Consider the following 20,103-nt stretch of genomic DNA (forward strand, 5'->3'; position numbering starts at 1 on the left):
CTCAACGAGTAGGCCTACCCGGACGACCCCGTCTGGACCGCCCGTGTCTGACGTCCAAACCCTCGTGGACGCCCACCACTATGTGTGGGCTCTGGACGTCCGGCCGCAGCCCTGGCTGGACGAGTCCGGTCACGAGCCGATTCGCCGCAACGGCTGGGCGGACCTGACGTCCCCTGCGATCGGCGACGTACTCGACGACCGACTGGACCCGGCTGGTGCGGGCACTGGCCAGGCGTTCCCAGGTCCGCCGCAAGGTGTCAGGGCTGATCACCGAGGCTGACCACGAGAAGTGGACCGCCGAGCTGCGCGACCAGGGCGTGATCGGCGCGATCGGCGCCGGCTTGAACCAGTCGGCGATGCTCGCCCGCTTCCTGCGCGAGACGGCCGCCGACGTGGTGATGCCGGCCGGGCGCTACACACTCCTGGACCAGTCGGCGCTGGAGGACGTCCTGCCCGCCGCGGGAGAAGCATGAAGTACGACTACCGCGACGCCCCGTCGGCCCTGGTCGTCCACGCTCGGGCGATCGCCGAGGTCTCCGCGGCGCACGGGACCACCCTGCCCGCCGCCGCGATCGCCTTTTCGTACACGCATCCCAGTATCATCAACGTCACTCTCGGCATGCGGACTCCGGAACAGGTCGTACGAAACGTGGAACTCCATGGTCAGCGCGTCCCCGACGGTCTCTGGGACGATCTTCGCGCTGAGGGGCTGATCAGGTCGGACGTGCCCACGGAGCACGGTCGGGGGAGGGAGTCGCGGTGTCTCTGACGGACAAGGCCATCGAGCAGATCCGTGAGCTGATCCGGACCGGCGCCCTGCCTCCGGGCTCCAAGCTCCCGCCGGAGCCGGACCTGGCCGCACAGTTGGGGTTGTCCCGCAACCTCGCCCGGGAAGCGGTCAAGGCACTGGCCGTGGCGCGGGTCCTGGAGGTCCGGCGCGGCGACGGCACCTATGTGACCAGCCTCCAGCCGAGCCTGCTCCTGGAGGGCCTCGGCGGTGCGGTGGAGCTGCTCCAGGGCGACTCGGTCGCCCTGCGGGACCTCATGGAGGTACGGCGGCTCCTCGAACCCATCGCCACGGCCCTTGCCGCCACCCGGATCTCCGACGCCCAACTGGCCGAAGTGAAGCGGCATCTGGACGCCATGCGCGAGGCCCGCGAAGACGTCGAACAGCTCAACGTCCACGACGCCGCCTTCCACCGCGCCGTCGTCACGGCCACCGGCAACGAGAGCCTCCTCACCCTCCTGGAAGGCATCTCCGGCCGCACCCTGCGCGCCCGCATCTGGCGCGGTCTGGTCGACGACAAGGCCGCGGGCCGCACCCTCGCCGAGCACGAGGCGATCTTCAACGCCCTCTCCACCCGAGACGCCGCCCTCAGCCAGGCCGCCGCACTGCTGCACGTGAGCAACACCGAACAGTGGCTACGGGAACACCTGCGCTCGGGCGGACCCCACCCGACCATCAACGGCGGCTGACCCGACATCAGAGCCAAGGCGCTCCCCACGGCACGGTCGGTCAGCAGGTGGAGTTGGTCTGGGTGAGGAGGCCGAGCCGCCATGGGAGGAGGTTGTAGTCGCCGTCCGTGTTGGGCCGCCACCCTCAACGGCACCTCCCTGGGAACCGTCAGCAGCAGCGACCACATCTTCAGGTGGACCGACGTCACACTGAAGCCGGGCCAGAACACCGTGACAGTCACCGCGACCATCAACGGCTCCACGCACACCGACACCGTGGACTGAACCCTCGACTGAGATCGGGTCCGGGACGGGCGCGTCCGCCACCGGTCGGTGGGTGTACGTGTGCTGCGGCCGGTCGCGTACTCAGTCGCAACGACTGCGGTGGTGTTACCTGAGGGACTCGAATGGGTTCGAGAACGAGGTCAAGTCGCTCACGCGGACCAGGCTGAGCTCGCCGGGTTCGATCTCGTAGCCGGACAGGACCACTTCAGTGGTCTCGACGCGTCCCCGTGCGATCCAGCAACGGTTGCCGCTGTTGCGCCAGAGCTCGAACGTCATGGGTTTCCCGTCCGTGGTGATGGTGACGGGTTCGGACGCCGGAAACTCGGCCGGGGGTTCCTCGCCAGGGTGGTAGTACATCCCGAAAGCGCGTTGCAGCGCTTCGCCGGCTTCTGCATTTCCGGAGGAGGCGCTGAAGACCGTGAGGTGCTCGACCTGGGGGTCGTAGTACGGAGAGCCGAACCACAGGGTCACATGGATGTCGCCGGTGATCTCGTCGTAGCCGTGGCCCATGACCTGCCGTGATTCCGGCCAGTTGGCGTCGACGGCGAAGATGCTGAAGCCTTCCGCCGAGAGGGGGGTGCCTTGACCGGTCATGAGATCTCCCGCGTACTCGTCCGTGATCAGGCATCCTGCCACCGCGAGAGAAACGGCGGGAAGCGGGGGCGGCCATCCACGGCCTGGGCCTGAGTCCAGGCCGGGTCGTCGCCGGCGATGGGGAGGGCGCTGCGGTCGGGGGCGCCGGCGGCGCGGGCGAGGTTGAGGAGCGGGTGGGCATGGGCGTTGTGGAACACCTTGACCACACGGGATTCGGGGAGGTGTCGCTGGAGGAGTTCGCTGCTGGTGATGGTGTTCGCGTCCAGCTCGGCGATCCGGCCGTCGCGCTGGGGGTAGTAGTTGAGGGTGTCGAGGACCGTCTTGCCGGCGAGAGCCTTTTCGCCGAGGTCGGTGACGAGGTCGGCGAGGGTTTCGGGACCCCGACAGGTCAGTCATTGACCGCCCGGGTGCAGGGCGGCGGGTCAGGCGTGCCGGACGGGTGGATCAGTCGCCCCGGTAGAGCTCGGTGAGCAGTTCGATCGCCGCCTGGGTGGCGGGGTGCGGGTCGTCCTTCCACCACGTGAGGCGTACGGCGATGGGCTCCGCGTCGCGGACCGGACGGTAGACGATGCCGGGGCGGGGGTACTGGTGCGCGGTGGACTCCGCGGTCATGCCGACGCAGCGCCCGCTGGAGATCACGGTCAGCCAGTCGTCGACGTCGTGGGTCTCCTCGGTCGCCGGGCGGGAGCCGGGCGGCCACAGCTCGGGTGTGGTGGTGCCGGTCCGCCGGTCGATCAGCAGGACACGGTCGCTGAGGTCGGCGAGACGCAGCGACCGGCGTGCGGCCAGGGGGTCCTCGGCGGAGAGGGCACACATGCGTCGCTCCAGGCCGATGATGGCTCCATCGAAGCGGCGGTCGTCCAGGGGGTTGCGGACGACGGCCAGTTCGCAGGCGCCCTCGGCTAGGCCGGCGGTCGCTGAGTTGACGCGGATGAGGTGCAGGTCAGTCCCGGGGTGCTGCTGCGCCCAGCGGCGCTGGAACGTGGGCGTGTGGCGGCCGATCGCCGACCAGGCATAGCCGATCCGCAGGACGGCGTGGCCCGATGTGGCCTCCCGGACCAGGTCGTCAACCTCGCCGAGCACCCGCCTGGCATGGGCGACGACCCGCAGTCCCGTCGCGGTCGGTGTCACCTCGCGTGAGGTGCGCCGGAGCAGCCGCGCCCCCAGGGCCCGTTCGAGTGATGCCAGGGTCCTGGACACCGCCGCCTGCGAGACGCCCAGTGCGATGGCCGCGTCGGTGAAGGTGCCCTCGTCGACGATCGCGACGAGACAGCGCAACTGACGCAGCTCCACATCCATGACTCAAGTGTATGGATCCGTCGGCAGACGCATTTTGTGCAAGCGGGAATCGGATTCACCATCGCATCATGCGAAGCGCGCCTGCCCCGGTTTCCGTATCCTCCGCTCCGTCCCCGGGCTCTTCGGTCCCGGCGCCCTCCCGGGGACGGCTGGCCGGTGTGGCGACGATGGCCGGCAGCGGCCTGTCGAACCAGGTCGGCGCCGCCATCGGTTCCCTTGCCTTCCCGGTCATCGGGCCCATCGGCGTCGTCGCGGTCCGCCAGTACGTCGCCGCGATCGTCCTGCTCGCCGTGGGCCGCCCTCGGCTGCGGGACTTCACCTGGGCGCAGTGGTGGCCGGTGCTGGGGCTCGCCGTGGTGTTCGGGACCATGAACCTGTCCCTCTACACCGCCATCGACCGCATCGGCCTCGGTCTGGCGGTCACGTTGGAGTTCCTGGGACCGCTCACGATCGCCCTCGCCGCGGCCCGCCGCCGCGTCGACGCCTTCGCCGCCGTGATCGCCGCGGCCGGTGTCGTCACCCTGATGCGTCCCCAGCCCTCGACCGACTACGTCGGGATGGGCCTGGGCCTGCTCGCCGCGTGCTGCTGGGCGTCGTACATCCTCCTCAACCGCACCGTCGGCCGCCGCATCCCGGGCGCACAGGGCTCCGCCACGGCGGCCGGGATCTCCGCGCTCACCTTCCTGCCGATCGGCGTCATCCTCGTCCTGCACGAGACGCCGACCGCCGCGGCAGTCGGCTACGCCGTCGTGGCCGGTGTGCTCTCCTCGGCGGTGCCCTACCTCGCCGACCTGTTCACGCTGCGCCGTGTGCCCGCCCAGGCGTTCGGGCTCTTCATGAGCGTCAACCCGCTGCTCGCCGCCCTCGTCGGCTGGATCGGTCTCGGCCAGAACCTGGGCTGGACGGAATGGGCGAGCATCGGCGCCATCGTGGCCGCCAACGCCCTCAGCATCCTCGTACGACGCGGGTGATGACGGAGTGCTGCCCTTCTCTCCTTGCGGGGCACAGGGAAGTGTCCCGCAAGGAGTGGCCGTCCGACCGGCCGGGTGCGGCCCGTGCTCAGGAGAAGCCGGGGACGAAGCGCTCGATCGAGCCGCCGCCCTTCTCGCCCTGCCGGGCCTTGTTGATCTCGCCGACGAGGCGGTCGGTCAGCGGGAAGTTGGCCTTGCCCCACGTGGAGTTCCACAGGGCGTTGCGGGGCGCGTCGGCCATGTTCTCCATGGAGACCAGGGCGGGCTCGTCCCGCTTGCCGTTGCCCCAGATCCTCGGCACCTCGCCCCACTTGGCGAAGCGGAACAATCTGCGTCACATCTGTCCTGCGGACATTGCCGAGGGACCGGGCGGAAACGTAGCTTTGGCGCCATTCGTAGGTTAAAGCGTTTGAAGGGTGCCTCGTGGGACGACGTGAGAAGCCACTCGACCCCGAGGCCGGCCCCGTCCAGCGGCTCGCGCATGACCTGCGTGTCCTGAGAGAGAAGGCCGGGAAACCGCCGTACCGGGAAATGGCCGAGCGGGCGGGCTACTCCACGACCGCGCTGTCCCAGGCGGCGGCCGGTGATCAACTGCCGTCGGTGGCGGTGGTGCGCGCCTACGTCGAGGCCCTGGACGCCGACCCGGGCGAATGGGAGCGGCGCTGGCGGGAGGCGGACGACGAGCTCCGGGCACCCTCGCCGGACGAGAGGGCGCCGTACCGGGGGCTGGCCCGCTTCGAACCGGACCACAGCGACCTGTTCTTCGGCCGGGAGGCGCTCGTCGCCCAGTTGGTGGAGTTGGTGCACGAGCACCGGTTCGCGGCGGTGTTCGGGCCTTCGGGCAGCGGCAAGTCCTCGCTGCTGCGGGCCGGGCTGATACCCCGGTTGCGGCAGGCGGGGGGTGCCCGGCGGCCCGAGGTCATCCGCGTACTGACACCCGGCGAGCGGCCCGCACGCACACACGAGAAGGCGCTCACCCCGCGCGACGGCGACGGGGAGACCTGGGTGGTCGTCGACCAGTTCGAGGAACTGTTCACCCTGTGCCATGACCGCGCCGAACGCCACCGTTTCCTCGAACTGCTGCTGGCCGCCTCGCGGCCCGAGAGCCGGCTGCGGGTCGTGGTCGCGGTCCGCGGTGACTTCTACGGCCACTGCGCCGACCACCGTGAGCTGGCCGAGGCCGTCTGGCGGGCCAACCTGCTGGTCGGCCCGATGAGCCGGGACGAGCTGCGCGAGGCGATCACCGGGCCGGCCACCGCGGCCGGGCTGAACGTGGAGCGTTCCCTCACCGCCGCGATCATCGACGAGGTGGTCGACCGGCCGGGAGCGCTCCCCTTGCTCTCCCACGCGTTGCTGGAGACGTGGCGCCGGCGCCGCGGCCGGTTGCTGACGCTGGCGGCCTACGAGGAGACGGGCGGGGTCCGGGGTGCCATCGCGGCGACCGCGGAGGAGGTGTACGGCGGGCTGTCGGCCGCAGAGGGCCGTACCGCGCGGCGCGTCCTGCTGAGGTTGATCGCCCCTGGTGACAACACGGCCGACACCCGTCGCCCGGCGTCCCGGGCAGAGCTCGGCAGCGACGCGCGTGACGTGCTGGAACGCCTCGTCGCCGCCCGACTGGTCACCCTCGACGGCGACACGGTCGAACTGGCCCACGAGGTGCTGATCACCGGCTGGCCGCGCCTCGCGGGCTGGATCGAGGAGGGCCGGGACCGCCTGATCGCCCAACGCCGGCTCGGCGGGGCGGCCCGCGCCTGGGAGGAACTGGAGCGGGATCCCGGGGCGCTGTACCGGGGGACGCGGCTGGCGGGGGCGGAGGAGCTCTTCGCCCGGCAGTCGAAGGGCGACCAGCCGGGGGACGACCAGCGGAATGACGACCTCACCCCGTTGGAGCGATCCTTCCTCACCGTTTCCGTCCGGGCCCGGGACGCCGAGCGGGAGGCCGCCTCCCGCGCCGCACGACGCACACGTTCCCTGACCGTCGGTCTGTCCGTGTTCCTCGTGCTGGCCCTGGCCGCGGGTCTGGTCGCCTGGCAGCGGGACCGGGTGAGTCAGGAGGAGGCAGCCAAGGCCGCCGCCCGCAAGCTGGCCTCCGTGGCGGACGGACTGCGTGCCACCGATCCCCGCACCGCGGCCCTGCTCGGGGTCGCCGCATGGAAGATCGCCCCGCTCACCGAGTCCCGCTCGGCGCTGCTGGGCGCCCTGGCGCAGCCGGAGCGGGACGCCTTCACCGATCCCCAGGCGGGCAAGGGCGTGCGGCGTTTCCTCACCGACGGCGGCCGGACCCTGCTCAGGGTCGACGGCACCACGGTGACCGCCCGGAACGTGGGCGACCACAAGGTCACCGCCACGTACCACCTGCCGGCCGGTACGGAGGTGGGCGACGCCGGTCCCGACTCCCGCTTCCTCGACGTCATCGGTCCGGACGGGGGCCAGCGGCTGTGGAACCTCCCTCGGGCCGGATCCGCCGCCGAGTCGAGCGACGTATCGCCGGCGGGCGCCGCGTCCGACGGGAGCGCCTACCTCACCGCGCCACCCAACGCCCCCGGCACCGCCCGGCTGCACCGCACGGAAGACGGCAAGGTCGTCTTCAGCACCGGCCTCACCCGCGCGCTCGCCACGGCGGCCGTCGGCCCCGGTGGCCGCGTGCTCGCGCTCTGCCCCACCGAGGGGCAGCCGCAACTGTGGGACACCGTCGGCGGCAAACCGCTGTCGGGGGAGTGGGAGAAGGCGGACAAGGCCCTGTGCGGTACCGGCTCCGGCGCGGACAGTGGGCCGCACCTGCTGCGGTTCAGCGGGGACGGCAAGCGGCTGGCCGCGCTCTACGGCACCAGGGCCCTGGTCTGGGACGTGGGCAGCGGGCGTACGCTCGCCGACTTCGCGGGCGGCGACGGCACCGGTTTCACACAGGCCGATCTGTCCCCCGACGGGGAGTTCCTGGCCACGACGGGCGAGGACGAACTCGTCGTGTGGCGGCTGTCGACCGGCGGCACCCCGGTCTTCCGGCGACCGCTGCCGGGGTCCGAGGCACGCGGGCTGACCTGGGACCGGGGCGGCGCTCACCTGCTGCGCTACCTCGACGGCGCCACGGTCCACACCCTTGACCTGGCCTCCCGGCTCACCCCGCGCTGGCAGACCACTCCGGCCGACGCGAGCCTGCTCAGCCCGGACGGTGCCACCCTGGCCACCGTCACCCGGTCCGGCGCCGGTTACCGCTTCGAGCTGCGCTCCACGGGCACGGGAGCCCGCCTCGCACACGCGCGGCTCGGTCCGCTGCCGAGCCTCTCCGACAGCGAAACCCCGCTGTTGGCCTTCAGTCCGGACGGCCGCGCGCTGGCCGTCGCCGACACCGCCGCCACGCACGGCTCCCTGCGACTGCGCTTCACGGTGTGGGACGTACCGGGGCACAAGGTGCGCACCGCCTTCGATGTCACCGGCGCCGCGGGCCGTCCGGCCACCGCCCTCGCCCTGGGGCCCGGCGGCCGTACGCTGCTGGCCGTGCGCACAGCCGTCGACGGCGGCGGCACCACGGCCGAGGTCTGGGACACCGAGCGCCACCGACGGGCGAGGGCCGTGCGCGGTCCCGACGGGGAGGCGGTGGCCGTGCGCCCGGACGGCGGGCTGCTCGTCAGCGCCGACGACCAGTACGCCGATCTCCGGTCCGGCGCGGTCACCGGGCGGGCGCTCGCCGATGGCCGGGAGGTCACCGCGCTGGCCTTCAGCCCTGACGGCACCCGGCTCGCGGTCGGGGACTCCGCCGGGCACGTCACCCTGTGGGACGGCGACGTGCGGCACCGCACGGGCGCGCTGACCGGCACCTCGGACACGCTGTCCGAGGGCGAGCCGGAGGCGGTTCGGGCGCTGGCCTACTCCTCCGACGGCGGCACCCTGGCCGTCGGCGGCGCCATCGGGACCCTGCGGCTGTGGGACTCCGAGGGGCAGCAACTCCTCGGGAGCGACCTGCCCACACCCGGCGACGAGATCCGCTCCCTCGCCTTCGCCGAGGACGGCGCGACGGTCTACGCCTCCGGCCCCTCCGTCCCGCTCCAGCCACTCCCCGTCGCCCCGGACGAAGCCGTCCGCACCATCTGCGCCCGCACAGGCGGCGGACTGACCGAGGCCCAGTGGCGTAGCTATGTGCCCGACACGCCGTACCAGCACGTGTGTGAGAAAGGCGATTGAGTCAATCGGCGCAAACCGATGAAAGCGGTTGAAAGCATGGCTCCAGAACCAGGTGCCGGATTGTTCAGGGTGGCCGGGCGGGTCGCTGAAAAACGCCTCTGACCTGGACGCTCGGTGACCGAACACTCCCTCACCCAGGTTCTGGTCACATGCGCACTCACGCCCTGTTCCCGTCACTTCTGCTGCTCGGAGCCCTCTCCTTCACCGCCGCCTGCTCATCGGGATCAGCCGATGCGCCGGGTACGGCGGCCTCCGACGCCCGGCCCGGATCCAGTCCGTCGCCGTCGCCGGTCCGCACCATCGACCCGTCGAAGATCAAGGGCCTGGAGATCGTCAGCGACAGCAGCGAGCACGGTTCCTGCCCCTTCGCGACGAGCTACCCGGACGTGCCCGGTGCGGAGGCGATGACGGCCGCGATGAAGAAGGACGTCGAGCGGCGGCTGGCCGACTTCCGCTCGACGACGTGCGACGGCGACCCGGGCGATTCGCGGGGCGTCGAGTTCAACATCAGCCATCAGTTCCTGGTCGCCTCCGGTGACGTTCTCGGCGTACGGCTCACCACGAAGGACGGTGGCGCCGGATCCGGGCTGTCGGACAGCACGTACTGGTACGACGGGAAGGCCGGCGCCTACCGCACGGCGCTCGGGCTCATCGCCGAGGGCTCCCTGAACGCCTTCATCGACGCGCTGAAGGATCAGCTCAAGGGGCGCGAGGGCGTGGACCCGGCCTACCTCGACGACACATTGGCCGACCCGGCCTCGCGCACCGCCACGCTGGACGACATGGCGTTCACCGGCGACGGCGGACTGCGGGTGTCCTTCGACCGTGGCGTGGTGGGGGCCCCGGCGGCCGGGACATACCGGGTGACCGTCTCCAAGGAGACGGTGACCCCGTGGCTGTCCGCGTTCGGCGGGCGTGCCCAGCGGCAGACCGTCGAGCCCGGCGGCTCACTGGACCTCGGCGCGGCGCACGTGCCCACGCCGGCCGTCCCCACCCACACCGCCTCCGGCGACGACGACACCGACTGCAAGCAGGTCAAGTGCATAGCGCTGACCTTCGACGACGGACCGGCCGCGCCGGAGACCGCCACCCTGCTGACCTACCTGGCGCAGTACAAGGCACGGGCCACCTTCTTCACCACGGGCCAGAACGTCGCCGCCCACCCCGAACTGGTCCGTGCCGAGGCCAAGGCGGGCCACGAGGTCGGCAACCACTCCTGGAACCACCCCGACCTCACCAAGCTCACCCCCGAGCAGATCGCCTCCCAGCTGGGCCGCACCAACGCCGCCATCAAGTCCGCCACCGGCAAGGAGCCCACCCTCTTCCGACCGCCCTACGGCGCGATCAACTCCACCGTCCGGTCGGCCACCGGCCTCTCCCCGGTGCTGTGGGACGTGGACACCGAGGACTGGAAGTACCGCGACGCCGCCAAGGTCGCCCGGACCGTCATCGCCAAGGCGGGGCGCAACGATGTCGTCCTGCTGCACGACATCCACCCCACCTCGGTCGCCGCGGTCCCCGAGATCCTGCGCACCCTCACCGCCGGCGGCTACCGCTTCGTCACCGTCAGCCACCTGCGCGCAACGCTCTGACCTGCGACGGAGGGGTAGCCCCGGTGCGTGGGTGGTGCTGGGTGCACCGCGTTTCCGGTGCGTGGCCCCACTGATCTTCGCGGCCGGTCCTGGAACCGTCTTGGACATCGAACCTGACGGAGGAGCAGCGGTGACACAGAGGACGAGGACCGGCTCGAAGTTGCGCGCGGGGCTGCTGGTCGTGATGGCGGCGGGCCTGGTGGGCACCGGGGTGTCAAACGTGGCGATGGCGGATCCTCCCGCGGCGTCGCCGACGTCGGCGCTCCAGAGGAGCATCGACTCGCTGGTGAGCAAGGAGAAGTTTCCCGGAGTGACGGCCTGGGTCGACAAGGACGGCCGTACCGAGTCCGTGGTGGCCGGGTCCGCCCGGCTGGGCAGGCAGGTCCCGGTCCCGCGTGACGGTTACGTCCGGGCCGGCAGCAACACGAAGACGTTCACCGCGGTCGTGGTCCTGCAACTGGTCGCCGAGGGGAAGGTCGCGCTGGACGAACCGGTCGAGACCTATCTGCCCGGCCTGGTGCGCGGCGAGGGCATCGACGGCCACGACATCACCGTCCGGCAGCTCCTGCAGCACACCAGCGGCCTGCCCAACTACACGGAGCACATCGGGCTGGAGAACTTCACGAAGATCCAGCACACGTTCTTCCAGCCGCACGACCTGATCAAGGCCGCTCTGGCCCATCCGGCGAAGTTCCCGCCCGGCACGAAGTGGGAGTACAGCAACACCAACTACGTACTGGCCGGCCTCGTCGTCGAGCAGGTCACCAAGCGCCCGATACAGGAACAGATCACCGAACGCGTGGTCAAGAGGGCAGGTCTGCGCCACACCTACTGGCCGCAGCCGGGGGACCAGAGCCTGCGGGAGCCCCACGCGCACGGTTACGCCCTGAGCCACACGGAATCGGGCAAGGTCATCGACGCGACCGAGATGGACCCGTCCTGGGGCGGAGCCGCAGGTCAGATGATCTCGACGCCCAGCGACCTCGCGAAGTTCGCCCGCGTCCTGCTCGACGGCAGGCTCCTGCCCGCCGAGCAACTGGCCGAGATGCGCAAGACCGTCGATGCCCCCCTGCTCCCGGGATGGCGGTACGGGCTCGGCCTGTTCAGCGTCCCGCTGAGCTGCGGAGGCGTCTACTGGGGCCACGGCGGCGACATCGACGGGTACGAGACCCGAGGCGGTGCCACGGACGACGGCCGCTCCGTCGGGCTCGCCGTGACCGCGCTGCCGGGAACCTTCGGCGACGCCGAGAAGGGTGCCCTGGCCGTCGTGAAGTCGGTGGACACCGCGTTCTGCGAATAGCCGCGACCACCGCGCCCCCGGGGACCGTGGCCGGGGCCGCGGGAATCTTCGCCGGCGGCACGGAGTTTCGCTGACGACGGTTTCGAACGGAGGGAACGGGAGCCGATGAGCCTTCGTCAGTACGAGTACGCCCTGGCCGTCGCCGAGGAGGGCTCGGTGACGGCGGCGGCGGAGCTGCTGCGCGTCGCTCAACCGTCGGTGTCCCAGCAGATCCGGGGCCTGGAGCGGGAGCTCGGAGTGCAGTTGTTCGCCCGCACGCCGACCGGGCTGGTGCCCACCGTGGTCGGCCGTGCCTTTCTGCGGGAGGCGGAGATCGCGGTGAGGGCGGCGCGGCGGGCGAGGGCGACGGCGCGGGCCGGTGCCGATGAGCTGGTGGGCGAACTGGTGGTCGCGGTGCAGATGGGCTTCGGCACGCGGCAGTTGCCGGGTGCGTTGGGAGCGCTGCGTCGCCGCTTCCCGCGCCTTGAGGTCACCGTCTTCGAGGAGCCGAGCCACGCCGAGTTGGAGCGGCTGTGCCGCCGGGGCGTGCTGAACCTCGCCCTGATGGCGGCGTGCGAGCGGAGCCCCGCCGACGCCCACCACCTGGGCGACGAGGGGTTCGTCGTGGTGCTGGGCGCCGGGCACCGGCTGCTCGCCGCGGACCGGGTCGAGCTGGGCGACCTGGAAGGGGAGCCGTGGGTGAGGTTCGACCGGGACAGCGCGCTCGACGCCGTACTGCTGAAGGTGCTGCGGGAGCACGGTCTGACCCCGAACACCGTCGCCCGGGTTTCCCAGACGGCGACCGCCGTGCGCTGGGCGGCGCAGGGGCTGGGAGTGACTCTGGTCCCCGCCTCCGCGGTGCCCCGCGGGCAGGAGCATCTCGCGCGCCCGGTGTTCCCGGTCGTGTCCCACCCCGTCCTCGCCGTCGTCCGGCACGGCGCGGATCCAGCGGAGTCGGCCCTTCTCGAACTCCTGCGCAAGGAGCCCTGGGCCGAGTCCGCTTTCCCTGTTCCTTTCTAGCGAATCCCTTTCAAGCGACATTCTTTGACGGCGAAGTCGTTTTTCCGGCGAAGTCGATTTTCCAGAATTCCGCCGGCATCAGCCCCTGGGGAATTCTCCGCCGTCCACGACGAGATTGCTCGCGGTCAGCCAGCTCGTCCGGTCGGACGCCAGGAACAGCACCGCGTGGGCGATGTCGTCGGGCCGGCCTTCCCGCCCCAGCGGAGGGGTGTTGGTGGCCTGGCCCGGCTCCGAGTCGAGGCGTGCCCACTGCTCCCGTGTCGCTTCGCCGCCCGGCGTGGCGGTCCTGCCGGGGGACACCGTGTTGACCCGGATCCCGAACGGGGCCAGCTCCGCGGCCAGTCCCCGGCTGTAGTTCTCCAGCGCCGCCTTCGCCGCCGTGTAGTGCAGGAACGGTGGCGGCGTCGGGGGGACCGCCGCCGAGGAGACATGCACGATCACCCCTGAACGTCGTTCCCGCATCCCCGGCGCCAGCAGCGAGTCCAGCCGTACGGAGGCCAGGAAGTTCAGGTCCAGCGCGTCCTGCCACACCTCGTCGGGGATGGCCAACGCGCCCTGGTGCGGCTGACCCCCGCCCGCGTTGTGGACCAGGACGTCCACCCCGCCGAGCACCTTGTGCGCGGCCGCGGCCACCGCCTGCGCCCCGGCCCGTGTCCGTACGTCGGCCGTCACGAAGGAGGCCCCCTCGGGCGCCGTGTCCGTCGCCGACCTGGCAGTCGTGAGCACCTCGGCACCGGCGTCCAGGAGTTGGCGCACCACGGCCGCTCCGATTCCGCGCGTACCACCCGTGACCAGGGCCCGCTTTCCCTCCAATTCCAGCTTTCTTGAGTCCTTCTCGATCGTCGTCATAGTGCCGGTCCTCTCGATCACGAAATTGTCTGTTCACCGTATGGCCGGTAAATGGAGACAGGCAAAGACGGAAATGCAGTACGCGATATAGGGAACTCCTATGGCAGCCCGGCCTCCGCCGGAGCCGCACGGAGTGAGCCGCGTCTCACCGGGGCAGCACCCCCTTGGCTATGCAACGAGTTGCATATGAAGATCGGGGGTATGGCGCTCGAACACGCGATCCTCGTCTCCCTGCTGGAGAAGCCGGGCTCCGGCTATGAGCTGGCCCGGCGGTTCGACCGGTCCATCGGGTACTTCTGGACCGCCACGCACCAGCAGATCTACCGCGTTCTCAAGCGCATGGAGAGCGACGGCCTGCTCGCCGTGCGCGGGCTGCCGCAGCAGAGCCGGCCGGACAAGAAGGAGTACTCCGTCGTGGGCCCCGGCCGCGCCGCCCTGTCGCAGTGGCTGCACGAGCCGATCGAACCGGAGAGCATCCGGCACGAACTCGCCGTGAAGATCCGCGGCGCCGCCTTCGACGACCCGTCCGCGCTGATCCACGAGGTCGAACGGCACCGCCAGGTGCACAGCGACCGCCTCGCGCACTATCTCGCCGGGGAACTGCGTGACTTCACCGGCCCGACCGCCCCCACCCCGCTCGACGCCGGTCAGGAGCTCCAGCATGTCGTGCTGCGCGGCGGCATCGCGTACGAGCGGATGACGATCGCCTGGCTCGACGACGTACTCGCCACCCTCCACCGGCTCGGCACGCGGCACCCGGCAACCTGAGCCGCCCGCCGCGACCTCGCTTCCCTCACCCTCAACCCTCAACCCCCGGAAGGCGGACCTCCATGGCCGACTCCCTCCTCCTCAACCCGCGCACCTACGACCCGGCGCAGTTCGACCCGGAGACCCGCAGGCTGCTGCGTGCCACCGTCGACTGGTTCGAGGACCGCGGCAAGCGCAGGCTGATCGAGGACTACCGTTCCCGCGCCTGGCTGGCCGATTTCCTCGCGTTCGCCGCCGAGGAAGGGCTGTTCGCCACCTTCCTCACCCCGGCCTCCGCCGCCGGTGACAAGGACCAGCGCTGGGACACGGCCCGGATCGCCGCCCTCAACGAGATCTTCGGGTTCTACGGTCTCGACTACTGGTACGCGTGGCAGGTGACCATCCTCGGTCTCGGACCGGTCTGGCAGAGCGACAACGCCGCGGCCCGCGCCCGCGCAGCCGAACTCCTCACCCAGGGCGAGGTGTTCGCCTTCGGCCTCTCCGAGAAGACCCACGGCGCCGACATCTACTCCACCGACATGCTGCTCACGCCCGACGGCGACGGCGGCTTCAGGGCGTCGGGGTCCAAGTACTACATCGGCAACGGCAATGCCGCCGGCCTCGTCTCCGTCTTCGGCCGCCGCACCGACATCGAGGGCCCGGACGGCTACGTCTTCTTCGCCGCCGACAGCCGCCACCCGGCCTATCAGCTGGTGAAGAACGTCGTCGACTCCTCGAAGTACGTCAGCGAGTTCCGCCTCACCGACTACCCGGTGACCCCGGACGACGTCCTGCACACCGGCCGCGCCGCCTTCGACGCCGCCCTCAACACCGTCAACGTCGGCAAGTTCAACCTCTGCACCGCCTCGATCGGCATCTGCGAACACGCGATGTACGAGGCCGTCACCCACGCACACAACCGCATCCTGTACGGCCGTCCCGTCACCGCCTTCCCGCATGTGCGCCGCGAGTTGGCCGACGCGTACGTCCGCCTCGTCGGCATGAAGCTGTTCAGCGACCGCGCAGTCGACTACTTCCGTTCCGCCTCGCCGGACGACCGCCGCTACCTCCTCTTCAACCCGATGACGAAGATGAAGGTGACCACGGAGGGCGAGAAGGTCATCGACCTGATGTGGGACGTGATCGCCGCCAAGGGCTTCGAGAAGGACACCTACTTCGCGCAGGCCGCCGTGGAGATCCGGGGGCTGCCCAAGCTGGAGGGCACGGTCCATGTCAACCTCGCGCTGATCCTCAAGTTCATGCGCAATCACCTCCTGAACCCGGCCGAGTTCCCGGGCGTCCCGACCCGTCTCGACGCGGCCGACGACACGTTCCTCTTCGAGCAGGGCCCGGCCCGTGGCCTCGGCGCCGTACGCTTCCACGACTGGCGCCCCGCCTACGACGCCTACGCGGGAGTGCCGAACGTCGCCCGCTTCCGCGAGCAGGCCGACGCCCTGTGCGAGTTCGTCACCACCGCGGCCCCCGACGAGGAGCAGAGCCGCGACCTCGATCTCCTGCTCGCCGTGGGCCAGTTGTTCGCGCTGGTGGTGCACGGTCAGCTGATCCTGGAGCAGGCCCGTCTGACGGGCCTCGACGAGGACGTGCTGGACGAGCTGTTCGCCGTGCTCGTCCGAGACTTCTCCGCCTACGCCGTCGAACTGCACGGCAAGGACTCCGCCACCGCGGACCAGCAGCGCTGGGCGCTCGGTGCAGTCAGGCGGCCCGTCGTCGACGAGGCGCGTTCGAGCCGTGTCTGGGAGCGTGTCGAGGCGCTGTCCGGGGCGTACGAGATGGCGCCCTGACGGCGAGCTCAGGGGACTCGCGTCGCCTGCTCGCCCTCGTACGGCGAGGACTGGTGCTCGGTGCCGGGGACGAAGTAGTCGGCGTCCTTCGGGCGCTGGGCCCCCGGGCGGGGACGCGGCGCCGGCACCAGGTGGGGGATGTGCTTGGAGCAGTGCACATACGCCTCCTCCACCGTGATGTGCACCCAGAATTCGGGCCTGCGTCCGGGAGCGGTGTCCACAGGGAGGTGGGGGTAGGCCCGCCGCTGGTCCTCGTCCCTGTGGAGCCGAGCCGCGCCATTGACGTGCAGACCGATGTGGTCCTCGGCGAAGTCGACGAAGAGCAGGCCTATGTGCGGGTTCTCGGTGATGTTCCCCGCACTGGCGAGGACGCCGTTCCCCCGGTATTCGGGGTAGGTGAGGGTGGCGTCGTCCAGCACGGTGACGAAGCCCGGGGGACCGGCGCGGAAGGTGACGTCACAGGCGCCGCCGGCGTCCGACGTGGACAGGAACGCCATGGTCTGCCGCCCTATGAAATCCGCCATCCGCGGAGTCAGCCGGGGCTGCACCTGGCGGTCGTAGAACCCGGCGGCCTGGTCGGCCGTGCCCAGGAGGTGTTGGAGGTGGCGCTCGCCGGGGGAACCGGATGACTCGTGGGGGTGGGTCACGGAACGCGCTGCCTTCCTCTGGCCTTCAGCTGGTCATGGGGAGCGACGGCACTCTAACGCTGGAGGGAGCACGGTGTCGTGGGCGGCCGGTCGGGCGTCAGTGGGCGGGGTCGAGAAGGATCTTGCGGACGCCGTCGGAGCGGCCCGCGAACAGTTCGTACGCCGCCGGGCCTTCGGAGAGGGCGAAACGGTGGGAGATCACGGCCTCGGGCTTGATCCGGCCGGCGCGGGTGAGGGCGATCAGGGGCGGGAGTTCGTAGTGCACCGAGCACAGGCCGATGGCGAACTCCAGCTCCTTGATCTGGGCCAGTTGCATGTGGAACGGGAACGCCTTGCTCTGGCTGACCCCGATGACGCTCACCCGGCCGGCCTGTCGGACGGACTTGAGGGCGAGTTCGATGGTGGTGTCCGAGCCCACGGCCTCCACCACCGCGTCCGGCCCGCGTCCGCCGGTCATGTCCCGAACGGCCCCCTTCACATCCTCGCCCTCGACCGGCTCGACACCCAGCGTGGCGGCGAAGGCGCGGCGCTCCGCGACCAGGTCCACGCCCAGCACCCGCGCGGCGCCCATCGCGAAGGCGGACTGGGCCGCCATGAGGCCGACCGGGCCGAGGCCGATGACCAGGACGGTCTCGCCGGGCTGGATACGGGCACGGCGGCAGCCGTACCAGGCCGTGGGGGCGTTGTCCGTCAGGACGACGGCCGCCGCGTCGGAGATGTCCTCGGGTAGCCGCACCAGATTGACGTCGGCGTAGGGCACCGCGAGGGCCTGGGCCTGGCTGCCGGGGAGCTGGGGGCTCACTCCGTAGCAGAGCTCGATGCTCGACTTGGCGCTCTCGCACCGGGCGGTGAACCCGGCCGCGCAGGAACGGCAGTGCGCGCAGCCGACGGAGGCGGGCACCAGAACCCTGTCGCCGGGCCGGAAGCGGGTGACCTGGTTGCCGGTCTCGACGACCACGCCGACGCCTTCATGTCCGGGCGTGTAGCCGAGTTCGGGGCTGAACGGGTTGCCGCCGTAGATGTGCAGGTCGCTGCCGCAGATACCGGCCGCGGTCATCCGCACCACCGCGTCGGTGGGGTGGGTGACGGCCGGGTCGGGGGCATCGCCGTAGCGGATGTCGTGACGGCCGTGGTACGTCAGTGCCTTCATCGGTCTTCTCTCTCCCCTCGGCCCGGTCAGTCCGCGATCTTCAGCACCAACTTGCCGTGGTTGTCACCACGGAACAGGCGCATCAGAGTGTCGGGGAACTCCGCGACCGAGCCGGACACCACGTCCTCCAGGGACTTCAGCCGCCCCTCCGCCCGCCATGCGGCCATCGCCGCGATGCCCTCGGCGTACCGGTCGGCCCAGTCGAACACCACGATGCCCGTCATGGAGGCGCGGTTCACCAGCAGCGACAGGTAGTTGGCGGGACCCTGCGGCTTGGTGCTGTTGTACTGGGAGATCGCGCCGCAGACGACGACGCGGGCACCGCGCGCCAGGCGCAGCAGCACGGCGTCCAGAACATCCCCGCCGACGTTGTCGAAGTACACGTCGACGCCGTCGGGGGCGTGCTCGCGCAGCGCCTTGCGGATGTCCTCGCTCTGGTAGTCGATCGCGGCGTCGAACCCGAACTCGTCCACCACCATGCGGCACTTGGCCTCGCCGCCGGCGATGCCGATGACCCGGCAGCCGAGGATCTTGGCGATCTGACCGACGACGCTGCCCACGGCACCGGCCGCGCCGGAGACGACCACGGTCTGGCCGGGCTCGGGACGACCGACCTCGATCAGGCCGAAGTAGGCCGTCAGGCCCGACATGCCGAGCGTGCCGAGATAGGTCGGCAGGGGAGCGGCCGCCGGGTCGACCTTGGTCACGTCGCGCCCGTCCGACACGCAGTACTCCTGCACGCCGAACGAGCCCAAGACATGGTCGCCGACCGCGAACCCGGAGTGCCGGGAGGCGATCACCCTGCCCACCGCGCCGGCCCGCATCACCTCGCCGAGCTCCACCGGGCGGATGTAGGACCTGCCCGCGTTCATCCAGCCGCGCATCGCCGGGTCGATCGACAGACAGAGCACCTGCACCAGGAACTCCCCGTCGCCGGGCTGCCCGGCCGGCTCCTCGACGTGCGCCCAGTCGGTGGGCCGCGGCTCTCCCACGGGACGTGCGGCCAGGCGCACCTGGCGGTTGACGCTGCTCATGTCCGGCGGCTCCTTCGACGTTCCCAGTTCCCAGATGACATACCGGCTGGTCGGTACGACAGGTGAGCGTACGGGTGGTGTGCCGTTCGGGACAAGAGGGAGCAGGTGCCGATGATCGCGGCGGCCCCGACCGCTCGTACCCTGTTCCCGTGCCGCCCACCCGTCTGAACCGTGTCGCCGTCCTGGTGCTGGAAGGTGCCAAACCGCTCGACGTCGGCATCCCGGCACAGGTGTTCACGCGGCGCGCGAGCATGCCGTACGAGGTACGGGTGTGCGGCGCGGCGCCCGGCCTGGTGGCCGGCGGGGACGGTCTGGCGTACCACGTCGCCGACGGCCTCGACGCGCTCGCCTGGGCCGACATCGTCTTCGTGCCGGGCTACCGGTTCCCCGACCGCGAGGACCCGCCGCAGGCCGTCGTCGACGCCCTGATCGCCGCCCATGAGCGGGGCGCACGCCTCGCCGCCATCTCGACCGGCGCCTTCGCGCTCGCCGCCACGGGCCTGCTCGACGGCAGACGCGCCACCACGCACTGGCACTACACGCGGGCCCTCGCCGAGAAGCACCCCCTCGTCCAGGTCGACGAGAACGTCCTGTTCGTCGACGAGGGCAGCGTGCTGACGTCCGCCGGCGCCGCCTCGGGCATCGACCTCTGCCTGCACATCCTGCGCGCCGACCTCGGCGTGGCCGCCTCCAACCACGCGGCCCGGCGCCTGGTCGCGGCCCCCTACCGCAGTGGCGGCCAGGCGCAGTACGTACCGCGCAGCGTGCCCGAGCCGCTCGGCGAACGGTTCGCCGCGACCCGGGAGTGGGCCCTGCACCGGCTCGACGAACCTCTCAGCCTGGAGGCCCTCGCCGAGCACGCGGCGGTCTCACCGCGCACCTTCTCCCGGCGCTTCGCCGAGGACACCGGATACACGCCCATGCAATGGGTCATGCGGGCCCGCATCGACCTGGCCCGCGAGCTGCTGGAGCGGTCGCAGCGCAGCGTCGAGCAGATCGCGGGCGACGTCGGTCTGGGCACCGGAGCGAATCTGCGCATGCACTTCCAGCGCATCCTCGGGACCACGCCGAGCGAATACCGGCGCACCTTCACCAAGGGCGAGTAGTCCGCCGTACGGCCGTCTGGCGCAATCCTTGCGAACCATGGCGCTCACGCCACGGCCACGGCCGGGTCCGGCACGGGACGCTGGTGGTGACGAA

At 71.0% G+C, this 20,103-nt stretch carries 17 protein-coding genes and 2 pseudogenes; 11 read left to right on the plus strand and 8 right to left on the minus strand.

The window, feature by feature from the left end:
* Positions 1-296 precede the first annotated feature (296 nt).
* The 3 genes and pseudogenes from IE325_RS22640 to IE325_RS22650 all read left to right on the plus strand — a co-directional run.
* A pseudogene (locus tag IE325_RS22640) lies at positions 297-769 on the plus strand (aldo-keto reductase family protein); the annotation flags it as partial.
* Positions 760-1,476 carry a FadR/GntR family transcriptional regulator gene (locus IE325_RS22645; RefSeq protein ID WP_190071830.1) on the plus strand — a complete coding sequence of 239 codons (717 nt, stop codon included), beginning with the start codon at positions 760-762 and terminating at the stop codon, positions 1,474-1,476. The pseudogene IE325_RS22640 and the gene IE325_RS22645, both read left to right, overlap by 10 nt.
* Before the next feature lie 81 nt (positions 1,477-1,557).
* A complete protein-coding gene (locus tag IE325_RS22650) occupies positions 1,558-1,740 on the plus strand; it encodes a hypothetical protein (protein WP_190072001.1) in 183 nt (60 codons plus the stop codon).
* A gap of 105 nt (positions 1,741-1,845) precedes the next feature.
* On the opposite strand, the gene IE325_RS22655 is transcribed toward IE325_RS22650, so the two are convergent.
* The 3 genes and pseudogenes from IE325_RS22655 to IE325_RS22665 all read right to left on the minus strand — a co-directional run bounded on the left by IE325_RS22655 (position 1,846) and on the right by IE325_RS22665 (position 3,633).
* On the minus strand, positions 1,846-2,334 hold the full coding sequence (locus IE325_RS22655; protein WP_190071831.1) for a hypothetical protein: 489 nt from the start codon (positions 2,332-2,334) through the stop codon (positions 1,846-1,848).
* Between the two features lie 98 nt (positions 2,335-2,432).
* Positions 2,433-2,717 (minus strand): annotated as a pseudogene (locus IE325_RS46180) (NADPH-dependent F420 reductase); the annotation flags it as partial.
* A gap of 61 nt (positions 2,718-2,778) precedes the next feature.
* Positions 2,779-3,633 (minus strand): LysR family transcriptional regulator, encoded by an 855-nt coding sequence (locus tag IE325_RS22665; protein ID WP_190071833.1) that lies wholly within the window; start codon positions 3,631-3,633, stop codon positions 2,779-2,781.
* 167 nt (positions 3,634-3,800) lie between these two features.
* Here IE325_RS22665 and IE325_RS22670 point away from each other — a divergent pair, with 167 nt between their 5' ends.
* Complete coding sequence (locus IE325_RS22670; protein ID WP_373315203.1) at positions 3,801-4,604, plus strand: EamA family transporter; 804 nt, start codon at positions 3,801-3,803, stop codon at positions 4,602-4,604.
* Between the two features lie 88 nt (positions 4,605-4,692).
* Here the strand turns inward: IE325_RS22670 and IE325_RS22675 are convergent, their stop codons facing one another.
* Positions 4,693-4,932, minus strand: coding sequence for a hypothetical protein (locus IE325_RS22675; protein WP_190071835.1), 240 nt, complete (start codon positions 4,930-4,932; stop codon positions 4,693-4,695).
* A gap of 95 nt (positions 4,933-5,027) precedes the next feature.
* On the opposite strand from IE325_RS22675, the gene IE325_RS22680 reads away from it, so the two are divergent.
* The 4 genes from IE325_RS22680 (at position 5,028) to IE325_RS22695 (ending at position 12,674) form a co-directional block, all read left to right on the plus strand.
* Positions 5,028-8,783 (plus strand): nSTAND1 domain-containing NTPase, encoded by a 3,756-nt coding sequence (locus IE325_RS22680; protein WP_190071836.1) that lies wholly within the window; start codon positions 5,028-5,030, stop codon positions 8,781-8,783.
* 149 nt (positions 8,784-8,932) lie between these two features.
* Positions 8,933-10,375 carry a polysaccharide deacetylase family protein gene (locus IE325_RS22685; protein WP_190071837.1) on the plus strand — a complete coding sequence of 481 codons (1,443 nt, stop codon included), beginning with the start codon at positions 8,933-8,935 and terminating at the stop codon, positions 10,373-10,375.
* Between the two features lie 184 nt (positions 10,376-10,559).
* A complete protein-coding gene (locus IE325_RS22690) occupies positions 10,560-11,675 on the plus strand; it encodes a serine hydrolase domain-containing protein (RefSeq protein WP_190071991.1) in 1,116 nt (371 codons plus the stop codon).
* A gap of 105 nt (positions 11,676-11,780) precedes the next feature.
* Positions 11,781-12,674 (plus strand): LysR family transcriptional regulator, encoded by an 894-nt coding sequence (locus IE325_RS22695; protein WP_190071838.1) that lies wholly within the window; start codon positions 11,781-11,783, stop codon positions 12,672-12,674.
* Positions 12,675-12,752: 78 nt separating this feature from the next.
* Here the strand turns inward: IE325_RS22695 and IE325_RS22700 are convergent, their stop codons facing one another.
* Positions 12,753-13,523 carry an SDR family oxidoreductase gene (locus IE325_RS22700; protein WP_190071839.1) on the minus strand — a complete coding sequence of 257 codons (771 nt, stop codon included), beginning with the start codon at positions 13,521-13,523 and terminating at the stop codon, positions 12,753-12,755.
* Positions 13,524-13,724: 201 nt separating this feature from the next.
* Between IE325_RS22700 and IE325_RS22705 the strand changes: the two genes are divergently transcribed.
* Positions 13,725-14,291 (plus strand): PadR family transcriptional regulator, encoded by a 567-nt coding sequence (locus tag IE325_RS22705; RefSeq protein ID WP_190071840.1) that lies wholly within the window; start codon positions 13,725-13,727, stop codon positions 14,289-14,291.
* A gap of 62 nt (positions 14,292-14,353) precedes the next feature.
* Positions 14,354-16,072 carry an acyl-CoA dehydrogenase family protein gene (locus tag IE325_RS22710; protein WP_190071841.1) on the plus strand — a complete coding sequence of 573 codons (1,719 nt, stop codon included), beginning with the start codon at positions 14,354-14,356 and terminating at the stop codon, positions 16,070-16,072.
* Between the two features lie 8 nt (positions 16,073-16,080).
* On the opposite strand, the gene IE325_RS22715 is transcribed toward IE325_RS22710, so the two are convergent.
* The 3 genes from IE325_RS22715 to IE325_RS22725 form a co-directional block, all read right to left on the minus strand.
* Positions 16,081-16,719: a pyridoxamine 5'-phosphate oxidase family protein gene (locus IE325_RS22715; protein WP_190071842.1), complete on the minus strand. Its 639-nt coding sequence runs from the start codon at positions 16,717-16,719 to the stop codon at positions 16,081-16,083.
* A 97-nt stretch (positions 16,720-16,816) separates the two neighbouring features.
* Positions 16,817-17,869 carry an alcohol dehydrogenase catalytic domain-containing protein gene (locus IE325_RS22720; RefSeq protein ID WP_190071843.1) on the minus strand — a complete coding sequence of 351 codons (1,053 nt, stop codon included), beginning with the start codon at positions 17,867-17,869 and terminating at the stop codon, positions 16,817-16,819.
* A gap of 26 nt (positions 17,870-17,895) precedes the next feature.
* Positions 17,896-18,903: an NADP-dependent oxidoreductase gene (locus IE325_RS22725; RefSeq protein WP_190071844.1), complete on the minus strand. Its 1,008-nt coding sequence runs from the start codon at positions 18,901-18,903 to the stop codon at positions 17,896-17,898.
* Positions 18,904-19,052: 149 nt separating this feature from the next.
* Here IE325_RS22725 and IE325_RS22730 point away from each other — a divergent pair, with 149 nt between their 5' ends.
* On the plus strand, positions 19,053-20,009 hold the full coding sequence (locus IE325_RS22730; protein ID WP_190071845.1) for a GlxA family transcriptional regulator: 957 nt from the start codon (positions 19,053-19,055) through the stop codon (positions 20,007-20,009).
* Positions 20,010-20,103: the final 94 nt, after the last annotated feature.

Source organism: Streptomyces lanatus, assembly GCF_014655715.1.
Taxonomy (GTDB): Bacteria; Actinomycetota; Actinomycetes; order Streptomycetales; family Streptomycetaceae; genus Streptomyces; species Streptomyces lanatus.